13 protein-coding genes are annotated in these 17,090 nt (G+C 59.6%); 7 read left to right on the top strand and 6 right to left on the bottom strand.

Annotated features, from left to right (window positions below; all coding sequences use genetic code 11):
• Positions 1 to 2: 2 nt before the first annotated feature.
• The 4 genes from RWJ89_RS12630 to RWJ89_RS12645 all read right to left on the bottom strand — a co-directional run bounded on the left by RWJ89_RS12630 (position 3) and on the right by RWJ89_RS12645 (position 6,815).
• Entirely contained in the window at positions 3 to 1,352 is a 1,350-nt protein-coding gene (locus RWJ89_RS12630) for an HlyD family type I secretion periplasmic adaptor subunit (RefSeq protein ID WP_131665448.1), read from the bottom strand.
• Between the two features lie 5 nt (positions 1,353 to 1,357).
• Positions 1,358 to 3,655 carry a type I secretion system permease/ATPase gene (locus RWJ89_RS12635; RefSeq protein ID WP_316030986.1) on the bottom strand — a complete coding sequence of 766 codons (2,298 nt, stop codon included), beginning with the start codon at positions 3,653 to 3,655 and terminating at the stop codon, positions 1,358 to 1,360.
• Between the two features lie 25 nt (positions 3,656 to 3,680).
• Entirely contained in the window at positions 3,681 to 5,717 is a 2,037-nt protein-coding gene (locus RWJ89_RS12640; protein WP_222062329.1) for a hypothetical protein, read from the bottom strand.
• Positions 5,718 to 5,858: 141 nt separating this feature from the next.
• On the bottom strand, positions 5,859 to 6,815 hold the full coding sequence (locus RWJ89_RS12645; protein WP_131665446.1) for a fibrinogen-binding protein: 957 nt from the start codon (positions 6,813 to 6,815) through the stop codon (positions 5,859 to 5,861).
• An 830-nt stretch (positions 6,816 to 7,645) separates the two neighbouring features.
• Between RWJ89_RS12645 and RWJ89_RS12650 the strand changes: the two genes are divergently transcribed.
• Positions 7,646 to 8,428, top strand: a complete 783-nt coding sequence (locus tag RWJ89_RS12650; RefSeq protein WP_131665445.1) for a helix-turn-helix transcriptional regulator — start codon at positions 7,646 to 7,648, stop codon at positions 8,426 to 8,428.
• A 15-nt stretch (positions 8,429 to 8,443) separates the two neighbouring features.
• On the opposite strand, the gene RWJ89_RS12655 is transcribed toward RWJ89_RS12650, so the two are convergent.
• The gene (locus RWJ89_RS12655) at positions 8,444 to 8,764 is read right to left on the bottom strand and encodes a hypothetical protein (RefSeq protein WP_168283271.1); all 321 of its coding nucleotides are present in this window, start codon (positions 8,762 to 8,764) and stop codon (positions 8,444 to 8,446) included.
• Positions 8,765 to 9,144: 380 nt separating this feature from the next.
• Between RWJ89_RS12655 and RWJ89_RS12660 the strand changes: the two genes are divergently transcribed.
• The 5 genes from RWJ89_RS12660 to RWJ89_RS12680 are packed head-to-tail and all read left to right on the top strand — an operon-like array spanning position 9,145 to position 14,549.
• Entirely contained in the window at positions 9,145 to 10,167 is a 1,023-nt protein-coding gene (locus RWJ89_RS12660; RefSeq protein ID WP_221945005.1) for a UDP-glucuronic acid decarboxylase family protein, read from the top strand.
• Between the two features lies 1 nt (position 10,168).
• Complete coding sequence (gene galE, locus RWJ89_RS12665) at positions 10,169 to 11,152, top strand: UDP-glucose 4-epimerase GalE (RefSeq protein WP_168283269.1); 984 nt, start codon at positions 10,169 to 10,171, stop codon at positions 11,150 to 11,152.
• Positions 11,149 to 13,017 carry a glycosyltransferase family 2 protein gene (locus RWJ89_RS12670; protein WP_316030987.1) on the top strand — a complete coding sequence of 623 codons (1,869 nt, stop codon included), beginning with the start codon at positions 11,149 to 11,151 and terminating at the stop codon, positions 13,015 to 13,017. The genes galE and RWJ89_RS12670 overlap by 4 nt, the downstream gene beginning before the upstream one ends.
• A 38-nt stretch (positions 13,018 to 13,055) precedes the next feature.
• Positions 13,056 to 13,577 carry a DUF995 domain-containing protein gene (locus RWJ89_RS12675; RefSeq protein WP_222062253.1) on the top strand — a complete coding sequence of 174 codons (522 nt, stop codon included), beginning with the start codon at positions 13,056 to 13,058 and terminating at the stop codon, positions 13,575 to 13,577.
• A gap of 3 nt (positions 13,578 to 13,580) precedes the next feature.
• Positions 13,581 to 14,549, top strand: a complete 969-nt coding sequence (locus RWJ89_RS12680; protein WP_222062254.1) for a glycoside hydrolase family 26 protein — start codon at positions 13,581 to 13,583, stop codon at positions 14,547 to 14,549.
• A gap of 64 nt (positions 14,550 to 14,613) precedes the next feature.
• Here the strand turns inward: RWJ89_RS12680 and RWJ89_RS12685 are convergent, their stop codons facing one another.
• Positions 14,614 to 15,900, bottom strand: a complete 1,287-nt coding sequence (locus RWJ89_RS12685; protein ID WP_131665438.1) for an ABC transporter substrate-binding protein — start codon at positions 15,898 to 15,900, stop codon at positions 14,614 to 14,616.
• Positions 15,901 to 16,047: 147 nt separating this feature from the next.
• Between RWJ89_RS12685 and RWJ89_RS12690 the strand changes: the two genes are divergently transcribed.
• Positions 16,048 to 17,082 (top strand): LacI family DNA-binding transcriptional regulator, encoded by a 1,035-nt coding sequence (locus RWJ89_RS12690; RefSeq protein WP_222062255.1) that lies wholly within the window; start codon positions 16,048 to 16,050, stop codon positions 17,080 to 17,082.
• Positions 17,083 to 17,090: the final 8 nt, after the last annotated feature.

The following is a 17,090-nucleotide window of genomic DNA, read 5'->3' on the forward strand; positions in this document are numbered from 1 at the left end:
GATCAGCGCTCCTTGAAAGCGCGGGACATGCTGTCGGTGATTGGTTTGCTCAGATATTCGAAGAAGGTGCGTTCCGACGTCTGAATCAGCACTTCGGCCGGCATTCCAGGAACGGGATGGAAATTGTGCACCCGCGCAATCTCGGAATCGGGTATTCCGACACGGACGATATAGACGTCCTTGACCGAAGCTCCCGCATTTTCCTCGATCGAATCGGCTGAGACGTAAAAGACCTTGCCCTGCAGAACAGGGGTCGTGCGCCGGTTGAGCGCCGTGAGGCGGATCGAGGCCGTTTCTCCCTCATGCAACTGGTCGATCGAAGTTCGCAGCACCTTCGCTTCCAGGATCAGCGGCACATGCGACGGCAGGATCTCCATGATCGGCTTTCCTGTTGTGATGACACCGCCGGCTGTGTGAAAATAGGAGCGCACCACCGTGCCCGACACCGGCGAACGGATAGTGGTGCGTTCGAGCACGCCGGCGGCCTCGCGCATTTGTTCGCGCACACTGTCCAGATCTGTTTCGGCGGTCTCGAGCGCATCGAGTGCCGCCTGCTTGTTGGAGTTGACGGCGATGACGGCTTCCTGGCGGAATTTGGCGATCTCCGCCTCGCTCTCGTTGAGCTCGCCGTTCAGTCGGGCAATGTCGCCCATCGCATCGGCGATCGCCCGCTCGATTGCCAGCAGATCCGTCTTGCGCATATAGCCGACCTTGACCAGCCGAGCCTTGGAGTCGCGTTCCTCGGTCAGCAGCGACAGCTGCCTTTCGAAGGATTCTCGCTGGCCCCTATAGCCGGCGAACCGGAATTCGAGCGATGCGATGTTCTTTCCGATCAGATTGAGCTGCTCTTCAAGCTTGATCTGCTTGCTGTGGAAGACGACGTTCTGGCTCTGGATGATCGCGTTGATATCAGGATCGCCGGCCTCCTTCGTCACGATATAGGGAAGCTGGAATTCGCGCAGGCCCTGCGCTTCGGCACGGAGCCTGGCGACGACGGCTTCAAGGCGCAGGCGACGAAGCTGCAGCATCCGCTCGTTTGAGCGGGATGCTGTGGGATCGAGGGTCAGCAGGATGTCGCCTTCCCTGACCGTATCGCCTTCGCTGACGCGCATCTCCTTGATGATGCCGCCTTCCAGATGCTGGATGATCTTGTTGTTGCCGGTCGCGACGAAGCTTCCCTGCGCGATAACGGCGGAGGCGAGCGGCGCCGTCGCCGCCCAGAAGCCGAAGCCTCCGAACGAGGTGAAGAGAACCGTCAGGCCGACGATGCTGTGCACACGGATCGAGCGCGGCACATCGCTATACCACTCAAGCTGCGCCGGACCGGTCGTCTCCCGATTTTTCCGTCCCATGTCGTTCATCCCTCGATGCGCGGTGCTTGTTGACCGTTATTGCCGTTGTTCTTGGAAAGCGCCTGCAGCACCTCGATCCTTTCCCCGAACATGGCGACAGTGCCGTCCTTGAGCACAAGGATCTTGTCGACGCATTGGAGAAGAGCCGGGCGCTGGGTGATGGTGACGGTGGTAATGCCCTGCTTCTTGGCGTGGATCAGTGCCTTGGCAAGGGCTGCCTCGCCCTGCGTATCGAGGTTCGAATTCGGCTCGTCGAGCACCACGAATTTGGGATTGCCGAAGAAGGCGCGGGCGAGCGCGATGCGCTGCTTCTGGCCGCCCGAAAGCGGAGCGCCATCGGCCGCCACGATGGTTTCGTAGCCCTGCGGGAAGCCTGCGATGAGTTCGTGCACGTCGGCCAGCACCGCGGCCTCGTAGATCTGGTGATCGTCGACGTCGTCGCGCATGCGGCAGATATTGGCCTTGATCGTGCCGGGAAAGAGCTGCACGTCCTGCGGCAGATAGCCGATGCTTTCGCCGAACTGGCGCTGGTCCCAGTTGCGCAGATCCATCAGGTCGAGGCGTACATTTCCCGATGTCGGGACGATCGAGCCGACGAGCATCTTGCCGAGCGTCGTTTTGCCTGACCCGGAATTGCCGATGATCGCAAGCGATTCCCCCTTCCTGAGCGAGAAGGAGATGCCGTTGAGAATGACCTTCTTTTGCGGTGGCGGCACGAAGAGAATGCGTTCGACATCGAGCCGGCCTTCGGGATTGGGAAGACGCAGGCGCGGGAAGTTCAATGGGGAATTCAACAGCAGTCCCTTGATCCTGCTATAGGCGGTTGCCGACCGGTTGAACTGGTTCCAGCCTTCGATGGCGCCTTCGATTGGTGCCAGCGCGCGTCCCGAGATGATCGAGGCCGCAATCACCATGCCGCCCGTCAGCTCGCCGGAGAGCGACAGATGCGCGCCCCAGCCGAGCAGGGTGACCTGGGTGATCATGCGGCAGGCCTTCGATATGCCGGAGAAGATGATGTTGCGGTCCTGTGCCTCGACTTGCGATTTCAGCGAGCCCGCCGTTTCCCGGCCCCACATTTTCACGGCCTCGGGGATCATCGCCATTGCGTTGATGATCTGCGAATTGCGCGACATGGAATCGAGATGGAAATTCGCCCGGCTGAGATAGCCGTTGGATTCGGCGAATTGCCGGGCGGTGAATTTCTGGTTCAGATAGGCGATGACGAAAAGGACCGCGCAGCAGACCATGATGATGATGCCGAGATGCGGATGCACGAAATAGACGACGACCACGAAGAACGGCATCAGCGGCGCATCGAGAAATGCGATCAGCGTGCCGGATGTCAGGAAGCCACGCAGCAGCTGCAGATCCTGCAGCGTCTGGTAGTCCTTGCCGCTGCCATGCAGCGATGCCCTGGCTGCAGCGCTGAGGATCGGCGCGCCGAGCTGTACTTCGAGCTCCACCGCGGTGCGCATCAGGATGAAGCGGCGCACCGAATCCATGAAGGCCTGTAGTAGCACGGCGCCGAGCACGGCGATCGAGAGCATGACGAGCGTGTCGACGGAACGGCTTGTCAGCACACGATCGGATATCTGGAATAGATAGAGCGGGATTGCCAGCAGAAGGACGTTGATGGCGATCGTGAACATCATGACGACCACCATGTTGCGCCGTACCGCCGCCATGCCGCGCGAGAGGCTGGCGGCGAAATTCACAGGCTCGCTACGCTTGTGAAAACCGCCGCCGCTTCCCCCGCCCCCGCCCCCGCCGCCCCCGGGGTCGGAATTCTTGCCATTTCCGCCGCCGCCGGTGCGCAGCCGCCTGTTGTTTTCGCTGATCGGACCGCTTTCGCCTTCGATGGTCTTGCCGAAAGGCATCGTCGGGCTCGATTTAAGCTCGGTCTTCTCTTTCGGCAGTTCGGGGGTCACCCGCGCTTCGATCTGCGGCCGGGCTGGCGCTTCCGGCGTTTTTGCTGTCGCCAGGCCCTGCGCCACCGCGACATGAGGTGCCGTTTCCACTTTAGCTTCCGGCACCACCATCTTTTCCGGGAGCGGCGCCTGCGTAGCGCTTGCGCGTCCGATATCGGCAGCCTCGTTTGCCGCAGCTTCGGACGTCTTCTTGTGGCGATCGGGAGACGAAGCAGCGGCGCCGCTCAGCCTGCGAAGGTTCTCGACCGCCTCGTCGATCGCGGATATGCACACATCGGTCATCGGCGCATCCGAGGGAGCAGCGGAGGGAATAGTGCCCGATCTCAGATCGAGGGCGCTGCCTGCCGCAAAGATTTGTTTCGAAATCTGGTTCATCGTGGTTTCCTCGCAATACTCAAGGTCAGGCGACCATGGCTTGCATTACGTCGGCGGGGTGCGTCGACGACCATGAAAAATCGTGCCCGGCATTGATGACGCCGTCAGCGGAATCGCCGCCCGCCGGATCGTCGTTGTCGAGAAAGGCGATGACTTCATTGGCGAGCCTGTCGTCGACCGGCTGCGGCTGTGTCGTGTCATGCTCCACCAGTCCGCCCTGAATGAGGATGGCGTCTGAATAGAGCTGGCCTGCCAGATAGGTCGTCTGGCCGAAACTGTCGTAGTCGACGATCTCGGCGATGTTGACGACCGCATTACTGCCCGTGTCGATCGTAACCGTTGCGTCGGGATTGTTTTCGAGGATGGTCGATGCCGCATGGGTCACATCGTCGGAATCGCCGAGGATGCTGACCTGTTTTATGATCGTCATGTCGTAGAGATTGCCGGTGATATAGAGAATGTTGAGGCCGGCATATCCCTGGAAATTCATATCGAAGGACAGCCCTTCCGGAATGTTGGGATCGCGATCTTCGATCGCCTTCTGCGTCTCGACCATGTAGTCCGGCATGGCCGCAAACGGGCCGCCCGTCCCGACATTGTGGATCGAGGCGAAATTCCAGATCAGGTTGTTGCCGGTTTGTAGGTCGGCGCCGGGATCGAGGTCGCCCTCTGCCCGCACCCAGTCATTGTCGTAGAGCAGCGAGACCTGCGTGATGCTGTTGATATCGAGCACGTTGCCGCCGATGATCACCAGATCATATTGCAGGCCCATCTGGAAAAAGGAGGAGAAATTAATCGCAGTATTGCCGCCCGTCAGAACCGTGGCTTCGGATCCTGAGGTGGTGACCGTCATCGTGTCGTTGTCGGTGACGAACTGATACTGCTCGATCCACTGGACGAAGGAGACGTCGCCGTCGATGACGCTGACGCGCCAGCTGTTGGGGAACGTCGGATCGGCAGAATCGGGTTCGGCATGTCTCGATGCTTCGAAGGTGCTTTGTTCGAAGACGGCGATGTTCTTGGCGATGGTTCCGGCTTCCTCGGCCGAATGACCGGATGAGCGCAGCGCCGAGGCAATCTCGTCATTGTCGCTGTAGACGAAGGCCTGGGAGACCGCGTCGACCTGGTGATAATTGCCCATGACGGCGGTGACCGACGCAATGACGCCGGTATGGATCACGGAGGCGACGTTGACGACGAGATTTGCACCGGCGGTGACATCGAGGCTGTTGCCGCTCGGGTCGTCCTGCTCGACGGATGTATTGATGCCATCGGGCTCTTCCGGGAGCTTGGCGAGACCGCGATCGGGCAGGAAGTCATCGAGGACCGGTATATCGGTCTCGGCCTTGCCATTGATGTAAACGGTGTCGTTGACCTCGGGGTCGAGGCGGACGAACTCATGCGTCGCGTCGGTGCCGAGCGAGGTTGCGCCGCTGTCCTCGGTATTTTGGGCATTCTGAATATAGCTTTCGAGATCCTCGGCGATCTTCAGGGCGCCATCATAGGTATCTGTCCGGTGGAGGCTTGCAAAAGGCGTGAAGATCTCGGCCTTGGTGCTGAAATCCGCGAGCCGCTCGATGACGAAGCTCGTGTCTCGAGGCGCATGGACGCCATCCGTCATATCGAGATAGTCGTCGTCGTAGAGGGCGTTGACCTGGAGGACATGACTGATCGCCGAACCAGGCCCGGCAAAGACTGTCAGTTCCGGCTCATCCGTGAGCACGATATCCGTAGGATCGCCGAAATGCGGTAACGGGATGTCCTTTCCGGCAATCGCCGCCAGCTTCTCGAGGCTCTCTTCGAAGACGCGGCCGAAATGGCGCGCCGGGCCAAATTCGATTTCGTAGCTGCCGCTTTTGTAATTGATGCCCGGATCGTAGTCCTTGAGCTGGAGATCGGAAGAGAAAGCGGCGGTAAAGGCATCCTGATCCGGCAGAGCCGGTCCATCCGCGCCCGGTCCTGCGCCTTCGGCATAGTTGGTACGCAACCTCATCTCGTCGGTCGTCATCTCGAAGAGACCGATGAAGTGCGCAATGATTTCCGAAATCTTCTCGATATGCATGGTTCGGCCCTCCCATTCGAGATGACGATCGGCCTTGGTGGCGCCCGCCAGGAGCCGTGGTGTGGTCGTCAAATCGTTTTCAAGCAATCAAACTGCACCGGCTTGGGCCGGTGCAGTTCGTCTTGGTCGCTGGAGGTTGTGTCAGGTGCCGGTATCCTCGCCGACGTCGGAGGCATGAGAATTGCCGCCGATGACGCTGGAGTCGACTGTGTTGCTGAGCAGGTTCGCACCCTGAACGAGCTCTAGGTGGAAGCCGGAATTGGCCAGGATCGCCGAAGCATCGGCCGCGCTCGATCCGCTCGCGTCGTCGCCGGCCTTGAGATCCCAGCCTTTGCCGTCCATCTCCATGCCTTCTGCGCTGTCGGCGGTGCCGCCATTGGCATTCAGGTGGTTCTGAGCGCCTGCGTTGTCCATCTTGGTGTTCCAGGCGCTATCCTGGTCAGCCAGATGGTTCGCCTGGACGGCGCTGAAGCCGCTGTCGTTGCCTTGGCCGTTCAGCGAATCGTTCAGGATGCTGTCGACGTCGAGAGTGAAGGAGAAGTCGTCCCCGAGGTTGAAGGTGAGGTCGTGTCCGGCAACGCCGAGATTGGAGTCCTTGACGTCCTCGATGACGGCGAAGTCTGTGTCCGTCTTGTTGAAGCTGTCGGAGGTGTTGAAGCTGTCGGTGACGGTCTTCGTATCCGTCTCCGTCTCCGTAACGGTCTTGATATCGGTGTCGGTCACGGTCTTCGTATCGGTGTCCGTGATCGTCTTGGTGTCGGTATCGTTGTCGTTGTACGACTTGCTGTCATAGCTCCAGTCGTAGTCGGTCTTGGTGTCGGTATCGGTGATCGTCGTGGTCTTGGTGCTCGTATCGTCGTCGGACTTGTAGCTCCAGTCGTATTCGTTGTCGCGGTTGTCGCCATTGTTGGTCGCGACATCGATTTCAGCCTTGACGTCGACGTCGACGCTGTTGTCGGTATTATCGCGATTGTCGCCATTGGCGAGGCCGCCGACATAACCGGTCGAATCGTCGTCGATTTTAGTCGAATTGATCGCGCTGTTGGCAAAGCCGTCGGCAAGCGCCCCGACCTTCGTGATTTCGGTGTCGTCAGACATTGCATTCTCCAGAAAAAACCGGAGCAGCTTTTCGAAATCCCTCTCATCTCAAATGGGATTTTACTCGCGCTCGCTCCGATGCGGTTAACATCGGCAGATGTATTCGATACTAGTCATCTGCAGCTTCATCGCGATTTGTTGATCAAACCGTTGGTATTGGGAACGTACGTACTCAGTACAAGGCCGCACATATCCGGCTCCGAATCCTGAGAGGATAGGGAGTGGTCAGGTTTTCTTTTCGTTGAGTTGCCCTATAATGGAGACCGTGCATCAAAAACGCATGACGATACCTGGCTTTTCCATGTCGCCACTTGGACGACGATCACAGGATGCTGGAAAAAATGCGAATCCGATAGACATCAATTCGGGCTAAGGCGGATCTGCCCTGCTCGAGTAGCCCTCGGATAGCTCCTGTCGTCGGAGCGCTAAGATCTGTTCGGCGGCGGCGTCGGCGAGCAGCGATAATCCGGGGCTCCCGGCATTCGCCGCAGAGTTGACGGGCACCTGTCGACATATCCGGCCCGCCCTGCACAACTAAAACATGAAAATTTGTACTGAAATATTACATTCAACTGATCATCTATAGTCGGAGCAAATATAGCCTTGAAGTATATATTGCGGTGAAAATACAACTAAAGCTTTGTAACGTATCGTTTTTCGCCCACTAAAACTAATCACTTTGGGCCATTTCCTTCCTTCTCAATCCGTATTAACATAATTAAGAAATGTCTAAAAAATAAGGCGATGACGTTCGGGACCGGCATTTCATACTATCTAATACCCGCCATCGCTCCACGTTTGAGTAAAGTGTAACGCTAGGGGAGGCGTATATGTTCATGACAGGCTCAGGGATGGAGAATGCGGACCAAGGAAGGAAGTTGGGTCCGTCCGGAGATACTATACTAGTGGTAGCCAAGGCGGATCTGTTTTCAGAATGCATGGTAGAAGCACTGGCGAAGAAATTTCCGAACTGTGAAGTGGCAAGCATAACGAGTACAAAGCCGATTCTGGAAAAAGATGCCAGCGATATAAAACTCGTTTTATTCTATCATATACCCGGCCCGGAGCTTCATGAAGCGCTGCAGGCCGCCCGCGAAAACCACCCTGAAACCTCGATCGGACTTGTCGTCGAAGCTATCGACATGCTCGAGCCCTATGTCAGCCGGTTGGTAGAAGCGCGGATCATCGATGGCGTTCTGCCACTCAACCTGCGGCTCGATGTCTTCATGGCTGCAGTGGATCTGCTGATGAAGGGCGGCGAACATTTTCCGTCAGCACTTCTCAATCGCCTCACCAACAAAAACTCCCAGCTGGAGCCTTCGCTCTATCAGACAAAATCGGTCGATGCGGCCCGCAGCAATGCGCTCAAGCTGAGACGCGACAGCATCTCCGCTTTGACGACCCGGGAGGTTCAGATCCTGGATCTCATATGCAAGGGCACGCAGAACAAGATCATCGCCGACAAGCTGCATCTATCCGAAAATACCGTGAAGGTTCACGTCCGCAACATCTACAAGAAGATGAACGTCAGAAACCGCACGGAAGCTGCATCCCGTTTCTTCAATGAGCATCCCGCCGGTGAAGACGATATGTCCGGCCGTTGGCGCAATTGATCTGACGCTTTTGCTTCAGATCGGGGGGCGTGCAAAACAGCGCGACTTCTGTCCGAAGCCGCTTGGAGAGCAGATATAAGGCGCCGAGCCGTGATAGGCTACGGTCCGGACCGTAGCCGCAGCCGGGCGCTCGGCCCGATTTGCCGGATAGGCATAGGCCTTGGAAACGCGCGGCGCCTCGACCACGGCGGCATTCTTCTTCGCGACGACCGCGATATCGTCGCCGACGGCCGTGCAGGCCGTCGGTCCGATCGCAAGAAGCGCCGTTCCCCAGGCGAATATCGCCGAGCGGATACGCCGGCTTTTCAGCTGCGCTGCATCGTGTTTTTTCAACATCCCAAACCCCTCGCATATGGCGCTTCCGGATGCAAGACCGGCGGTGCAGTTGAGCTCGGCCAATCTCCCGCCTTCCCTTTTATTTAGCTGCGTTGAGTGAAGCTTGAGCGGCAGTGAAAGCATTGTGACGGAGAATGGTTAAGTGTGATTAATCATTTGTTACTTTGAAGAATACTTGTGTAATTATTTTGGATACTAGAACTTTTTGAAGTTGACCTTCGCGCTAATCGTCTTATCATTTGAGTAGTAAGTCAGTTACCCGAAGAATAACTACAAAGCTATTCATGATTTGATAGGAGGTTCGTGAACATCCAGACGGATAGGAAGACTTGAGACGCACAAATAAATCAAAAGACTAAATACCTGGGAGGGAGTTTGTAATGCGTAGTTTCGTTCCCAACGAAGGCTATTCTGAAGTGTCAAGCATACCGGTAGCGCAAGCGTTGCGCACCGTTCTTGTGAATGGCGGGGGCGGCTTCCTCGGTTCGCATCTCTGCGAAAGGCTCCTGCAGCGCGGCCACAGCGTCACATGCCTCGATAATTTTTCCACCGGCCGCCGTGCGAACGTCGACCACCTTGCGTCGAACACCGGCTTCCACATCGTCGAGCATGATGTTCGCCAGCCCTTCGACATTGAAGCGTCGCTCATCTTCAATTTCGCCTCTCCGGCCTCTCCGCCCGATTATCAGCGGGATCCTGTGGGGACGCTGCTCACCAACGTGCTCGGCGCCGTCAATACCCTGGATTGCGCGCGAAAGACCGGTGCGATCGTCGTCCAGTCGTCAACGTCGGAGGTTTATGGCGACCCGACCCTGAGCCCGCAGCACGAATCCTATTGCGGTAATGTCAACCAGATCGGACCGCGCGGCTGCTACGACGAGGGCAAGCGCAGCGCCGAAACCCTGTTTTTCGACTATCACAGGACTTATGGCGTCGACATCAAGGTCGGCCGCATCTTCAATACCTACGGACCCCGCATGCGCCTGGACGACGGGCGGGTGGTTTCCAATTTCATCGTGCAGGCCCTGCGCAACGCGGATCTGACGATCTATGGCGATGGCCAGCAGACCCGTTCTTTCTGCTATGTCGACGATCTCATCGAGGGTTTCCTGCGTTTTTCGGCCGCCGGCAGCGCCTGCAACGGCCCGATCAACCTCGGCAATCCAGCCGAAATGACCGTTCGACGCCTGGCGGAAATCATCCGGGACCTGACGAACTCGCGTTCCCGGATCGTCCACCTGCCGGCGGTCACCGACGACCCCCGTCAGCGGCGGCCGGATATTTCCCGGGCCATGGCCGAGCTGGACTGGCAGCCCCGCATCGGGCTCGAAACCGGCTTGGCTCGCACCGTCGACTATTTCGACGGACTGCTCGCCGGCACAGAGAAGGCGGAGGTCGTATGAGATGCCCCGCTACATTCTCGTCACCGGCGGCGCCGGTTTCATAGGCAGTCATATCTGCAAAGCGCTGTCGCGCGCCGGCATGATCCCGGTTACCTACGATAATCTCTCGACAGGGCATGCCGACAGTGTCCGCTGGGGTCCGCTCATTCGGGCGGAACTTGCCGACGCCGCTACCCTGCGCCGGACTCTTGCAGAGTTTTCGCCCGATTGCGTCATTCATTGTGGTGCCAATGCCTATGTCGGCGAATCCGTCGACATGCCCAGGAAATATTACCGCAACAATGTCGTCGGCAGTCTGACCCTGCTCGAGGCCTGCCTCGACCAGGATATCGACCGGATCGTCTTTTCGAGCAGTTGCGCCACCTATGGCGTCCCCGCCTCGTTGCCGATACGGGAGGAAAGCCCGCAGCACCCGGTCAATCCCTATGGCCGCACCAAGCTGATCTTCGAAATGGCGCTCGAGGATTTTGCCGCTGCCTACGGCATCCGCTTTGCCGCATTGCGTTATTTCAATGCGGCCGGAGCCGATCCAGACGGCGAGCTCGCCGAGCGTCATCAACCCGAGACCCATCTCATCCCGCGCGCCCTTCTCGCCGCCGCCGGCAGGCTGGAGCGGCTCGATATCTTCGGCACCGATTATGCGACCGAGGACGGAACCTGTGTTCGCGATTATATTCATGTCAGCGATCTCGCGCAGGCGCATCTCGCCGCCGTCAATCATCTGATGGCGGACGGCGGCTCGCTAAGCGTCAATCTCGGCTCCGGTCGGGGCACCTCGGTGCGGGAGATTCTCGAGGCGATCCATCGCGCCAGCGGCTGCGAAGTCCCCGTCCGTTATTGCGCGCGCCGCATCGGCGACCCGCCGATCCTCTTTGCCAATACTGCAAAGGCGCAGGCGGAACTCGGCTTTGCCCCCGTCCTCTCGGACATCGATACGATCATTCGCACCGCCGGCCCCACCTTCGGCCTGCAGGTGACGGCATGAGCGACATTTCCCAGACCGGCCACCGCGTCAGGACGGCCAAAGCCGCCGCAGCGGACGCGTTCGATCCTGTTTTCACCGGCTGGAACCGCGTCGCCTATGGTTTCGGCATCCTCTGCTGGCTGACAGCACTCGGCTATTTCTGGATCTGGTGGTGCCAGTCCGCCCATATCATTTCCTGGGCCACCTTCGTGCTCGTCACCCTCGTGCTTGCCTGGATCACGCTTGTGCCGGCCTATTTCATCCTGATCTTCCTCGATGCGAGGACGCTCAGCCCTCGCGCGCGGCTGCCGGAAGGGCGGGTGGCTATGATCGTCACTAAGGCGCCGTCCGAGCCCTTTGCCGTCGTCCGCACCACGCTGCAGGCGATGCTCGACCAGATCGGCGTCGATTTCGATGTCTGGCTCGCCGACGAGGACCCTTCGGAGGAAACCAGGCGTTGGTGTGCGGCGCACGGCGTACTGATCTCCACCCGAAAGGGTGTGGCGGAGTATCATCGCACCACCTGGCCGCGCCGGACGCGTTGCAAGGAAGGCAACCTCGCCTATTTCTACGACCATTTCGGCTATGCGCGTTACGATTTCGTCGCCCAGTTCGATGCCGACCATATGCCGACGCCGACCTACCTCCGTGAAATCCTGCGCCCCTTCGCCGATCCCAGGATCGGCTATGTCTCCGCTCCGAGCATTTGCGATGCCAATGCCGGGACAAGCTGGGCGGCGCGTGGCAGGCTCTATGCGGAGGCAAGCCTGCACGGTTCGCTGCAGACGGGTTACAATAATGGCTGGGCGCCTCTTTGCATCGGCTCCCATTATGCGGTCCGCACATCAGCCCTTCGTCAGATCGGCGGCCTCGGCCCGGAACTTGCCGAAGACCATTCGACGACGCTGATGATGAATGCCGGCGGCTGGCGTGGCGTGCATGCCGTCTATGCGATCGCCCATGGCGACGGACCGGCGAATTTCACCGACCTCGTCGTCCAGGAATTCCAGTGGTCGCGCAGCCTGGTCACCATTCTGTTGCAACATTCCCGCCGCCATATCATGCACTTGCCCTGGCGGCTGAGGTTCCAGTTCGCGTTCTCTGAGCTCTGGTACCCGCTCTTTTCGGCTTTCATGGCCATGATGTTCCTGCTGCCGGTTGCCGCGCTGCTGACGGGCCGTGTCTTCGTCAATGTCACCTATCCGGATTTCCTGCTGCATTTCGTGCCAATGTCGATCGTGCTGACGCTGTTTGCCTTCTTCTGGCGGGCCACGGCAACCTTCAGGCCGCACGATGCGAAACTGCTCGGCTGGGAAGGGCTGGCCTTCATCTTTCTGCGCTGGCCGTGGTCGCTGGCCGGCAGCCTTGCCGCTGTCCGCGATTATATCTGCGGCTCCTTCGTCGATTTCCTCATCACGCCGAAGGGAAGGCAGCAGCAGCAGTCTTTGCCGCTGCGCGTCATCGCGCCCTATATCGGGCTCGCCGGCCTTTCGGCCGCCGCAATGATGTTTGCGACCGATGCCGCGGCCGCCCAGGGTTTTTATGTTTTCGCCATGATGAACCTCTCGGTCTACCTGTCGCTGACGGTGCTGATCGTCGTTCGCCATGCGGTCGAAAACGATCTGCCGCTGCTGCCGCAATCGCGCGGGCTGTGGCTTGCGACAGCCACCGGGCTGGCGATCTTCGTCGCCGGCGGCACGCAGGCGGGGAGCCACGGCCTGCGCGGCCTCGAAGCTCTTTCGCACGGCCAGACGTTTGTCAGTTTCACCGAAACGCAATTTGCCGTGGCCGGCGCCGGCCTCGGCGGCGGCAAGACCAGGATCGTGAAATTCCACCTGAGATGGAATGGTTTCGGCAGAACCGGCCGAGACGAACAGGGTGCGTGAGCCGGCGGAACCGGCAAGTGTCGAGTATGGAGGATGTAATGAGTATCGGATCGAGACTATTGGGAGCTGCGCTTGCTCTCAGCCTGTGCCTGCCGGTGGCAGCGCACGGCGCCGAGGTTGCCAAAAGGGACGCGCCGACGCCGCTCAGCGCCTATGAGCTCTATCGGATCTACGGCGACAAGACCTGGACCTGGAACACCGGCGGCGGCCGTTTCTTCGATGACGGCCGGCGGTTCGTTGCCTGGAGCAACGACAAGGGGCAGCCGTCCTTCGCCGAAGGCAGATGGGTGGTCGACGATCTCGGTCAGCTCTGCATGCGCGCCACCTGGACGAATGCCGAGGGCGCGGCCCGCGCCAGCACCTGTTTCGGACATCGCAAGATCGGTAACACGATCTACCAGCGGCGCCAGCCGAACGGCGAATGGTACGTCTTCCGCCACGCATCGGTGCGTCAGGGTGATGAGTTCCAGAAGCTTGTTCCCACGGACACCGTGAGCGCGAAGGCAAGCGAACTGAAGCAGATCCTGCTGAGCCAGGAAGTAGCCCGAAAAGGAGGGTGAGCCATGAAGAAGCTGATGAAAAAAAACCTCTCGACCGCCGCGATAGCGCTGCTGCTACTGTGTGTCGCGGATCTGCCGGGCCGAAGCGAAGTGCAATATGCCGGCATTGCCCCGAACCCGGCGGCGGCCGTGCGGACGATCATCGACAAGCGCCCCGTGCTTCATGCCGAGGGCATCAAGTTCGGTGCCTATGATCCGCACGGCGATTTCGGCGCCCAGGCGAATGTCGCGACTGAAGCCCTGTTCCTGCCATGGGAGGACGTCGACCTCGAGACGTTGCGCGTCGCCGATGCCTATGCGCAGGCCAGAGGCCGCAACCTGCTGATCACCGTGGAGCCATGGTCCTGGGACGTCGATTGGCGGCTGACCTCCGCCGAGCTTCGCGCAAAGGTTCTGCGCGGCGACTACGATGTCAACATGCGTGCGATCGCGCAGATGATATCGGCGCTGAAAAGCCCGGTGATCGTCCGCTGGGGGCAGGAGATGGAAGACAAGTCAGGGCGGTTTTCATGGTCCGGCTGGAGCCCGCAGGACTATATCACCGCCTACAGGCGGATGATGGACATCGTCCGCCAGGAGGCGCCCGGTACCGAGCTCATGTGGTCGCCGAAGGGAGAGCCTGGCCTCGAGACCTATTATCCCGGCGACGATTATGTCGATCTCGTCGGCCTCTCGGTCTTTGGTCTGCAGCGCTACGACGAGCTTGCCTACAATGAGCACCGGACCTTCTCGGAAGCGCTGAAGCAGGGATATGATCTCGTCGCCGGCTACGGCAAGCCCATCTGGGTGGCTGAGCTCGGCTATGAAGGCGGCGACGCCTATATGAAGCCGTGGATCGAAACGGCCACCTTGAAGCAGAGCGCCTTTCCGAATCTGCAGGAAGTCGTCTATTTCAACGATCGGGATGTGCACGCCTGGCCCTTCAATCTCGGCCGGCCGGACTGGCGCGTGGTCGAAAGTCTGGCCAACTGATAGCCAGAAAACAGAAAGGCCCGCCGGGGTGTTGCGGGCCTCTCCTCTCATATCAGGCGACCGATCATCCCTTGAGCGTTGCCTTACCCTCTTCGATGAGCCGTGTTGCCGCATCGGCGGGCGAGACCCGTTCGAAGGCGAGTTCGTCACAAATCGGGCGCAGCACGCGCTGGTCGAATTGGGTTGCGCCCATCGGCACCGGCGGCGGATATTCGCCGACCTGATCCTTGAGCAGGTTCACATATTTGACCGTTTCCTGCTCCGTCGGGTTAAGCTGCGGCAGGATGGCTTCGCGCACTGTCGGCGACATAGGCACACCGCGCTCGACGCCGAGGATCTTGCCGGCTTCGGGATCGTTGACAAAGAAGCTGATGAACTTCGCGGCAGCTTCGCCCTGCTTGGTCGTTGCGCCCACACTCCAGATCAGTGCCGGGCGGTAATAATGGCCGGATGGACCGCCCTTCTTTTCACGCGGCAGCATGGTGATGCCGAGCTTGTTCTTGATGATCAGCTGATAGCCGATCATCTGGTTTGAATAGGCCATGCCGATCACCGACTTGCCGAGACCAAGCGCATTGGTGTCGATGGTGTTCTGATCGAGCGTCTGTACGTCGGCGGCAACAGTGCCACCCGCTTTGCGCAGTTTCTCCCAGTAGTCGAACCATTCCCTGGCATCGTCGGCCGTGAAGCCCAGCCCAACGCTTTCCCTCGCAAAGAGGCTCTTGCCGCGCTGGCGCAGCCAGGCATCGAACACATAGGCGTAGCGCGCCGCATAGGGGCCGCCGCTCTTGCCGGAGGACTTGGCGAGTTCTACGGCGAGCTTGGCATACTCATCCCAGGTGAGGTCGGGCGTCGGCACCGGGATGCCTGCCTTTTCGAACTCGACTGTGTCGAAGAACATCGAGAAGGAGTTGAGGCCGAGGCCAACACCATAGAGCTTGCCGTCGATGGTGGTCAGTTTCAGCATGTCGGCGCCGAAGCTGTCGACCTGCAGCGTCGAGGGGACGAATTCATCGAGCGGCATGCAGGCGCCGCGCTTGGAATAGTCCGAGATGGTTCCTGGCTCGAGCTGGAAGATGTCGGCGATCGAGCGGCCGGCCATCTGCGTTGCGAGCTTCGTCCAGTAGCCGTCGCCCGAAAGCGATTCACCGACGATAGTGACGCCGGGCGTCTTGGACTGATAGAGCTTGGCGACGTCAAGTGTGCGCTTGGCGCGATCGTTGGAACCCCACCACATGGCCCGTAGCTGTGCGTCTTCGGCAAAGGCCGGAGTGGCGCTTCCGGCACCGAAGGCGAGGCCGGCGGCCGCACCGGCTGAACCCATCAGGAATGAACGGCGATTGACCTGCATGATATCCTCCTTGTTCCAATATGCCCGCTGCCATCCTCCAATGGCGTTGTCAGGGCATTTCAGCAAACAGACTACGCAAAAAAAATTTATTTGCAAGAACCAACCATTTTCTTGCAAATTTGCATTATTTGCATAATGTTATGCTCCATGAACGACCAAAAAATCAGACGGCCGCGTCAAGCCGATATAGCCACATTAGCCGGCGTCTCGGTCTCCACGGTGTCACGCGTGCTCGCCAACGAACCTGGTATCAGCGAAAACGTGCGCCGCCAGATATTGAAAGTGGCAGCCGAGAACGGTTATCCCGTCAAGCCTGCTTCCGAAGCCGTTGCAGGAGGACTGGCGCTGATTGCCAGCGACGGCGTCACCGGCACTCTCAGCGTCTTTTATGAAGCGATCGTCGACGGCCTGCGCGCTGGCGCTGCCGAAGCGGGCATGCCCTTCGAAGTCCGGCTGGTCCGCGAGGATCGAACCACCCCGGATGCCGTGCGCGACTATATGCAGACCGCGAGCGCTGAGGGCCTCTTTCTCGTCGGTATCGATCCGAACGACATGTTGCGCGGCTGGCTACAGGCCAGCATGACCCCGACGGTTCTTGTCAACGGCACCGATCCAAGGATGCAGTTCGATGGCGTTTCGCCGGCTAATTTCTTTGGCGCCTATGAGGCGACCGGCCGGTTGATAAAGGCCGGCCATCGCCGCATCCTGCATCTGAGCGGCTCCCACCGCCATACGATCCGGGAGCGCGTGCGCGGTTTTGAGGCGGCGATTAACGCCGTCCCCGGTGCCGAGGGCCGTTTCGTGTCCCTGACCCTCCAGGGCAGCCCCATCCGTGAGGCGCATGAACGCACCGCCGCAGCACTTGCCGAGAATGCCGGTTTTACCGCCGCCTTCTGCATGAATGATTTCATCGCCGTCGGCGTGCTCGAGGCTGTGACCGAGGCCGGCCTGCGTGTGCCGGAGGATTTCGCGATCGTCGGCTTCGACGATCTGCCCTGCGCGCTGATGACCAATCCACGGCTGTCCACCATGCGCGTCGATCGCGCCGCTCTCGGGCGTGAGGCCGTGTCGCTGATGCTTGCCCGTTTCCGCAACAGGACGGCACCGGCCCGCCACATTTGCCAGGCGGTCGTTCCCGTTCCGGGTGGAACTGTTCCGAATCCGAATGCCGAAAACCCGTGAGAGATGCG

This window comes from Rhizobium sp. 10PS4 (assembly GCF_032464805.1).
Taxonomy (GTDB): domain Bacteria; phylum Pseudomonadota; class Alphaproteobacteria; order Rhizobiales; family Rhizobiaceae; genus Rhizobium; species Rhizobium laguerreae.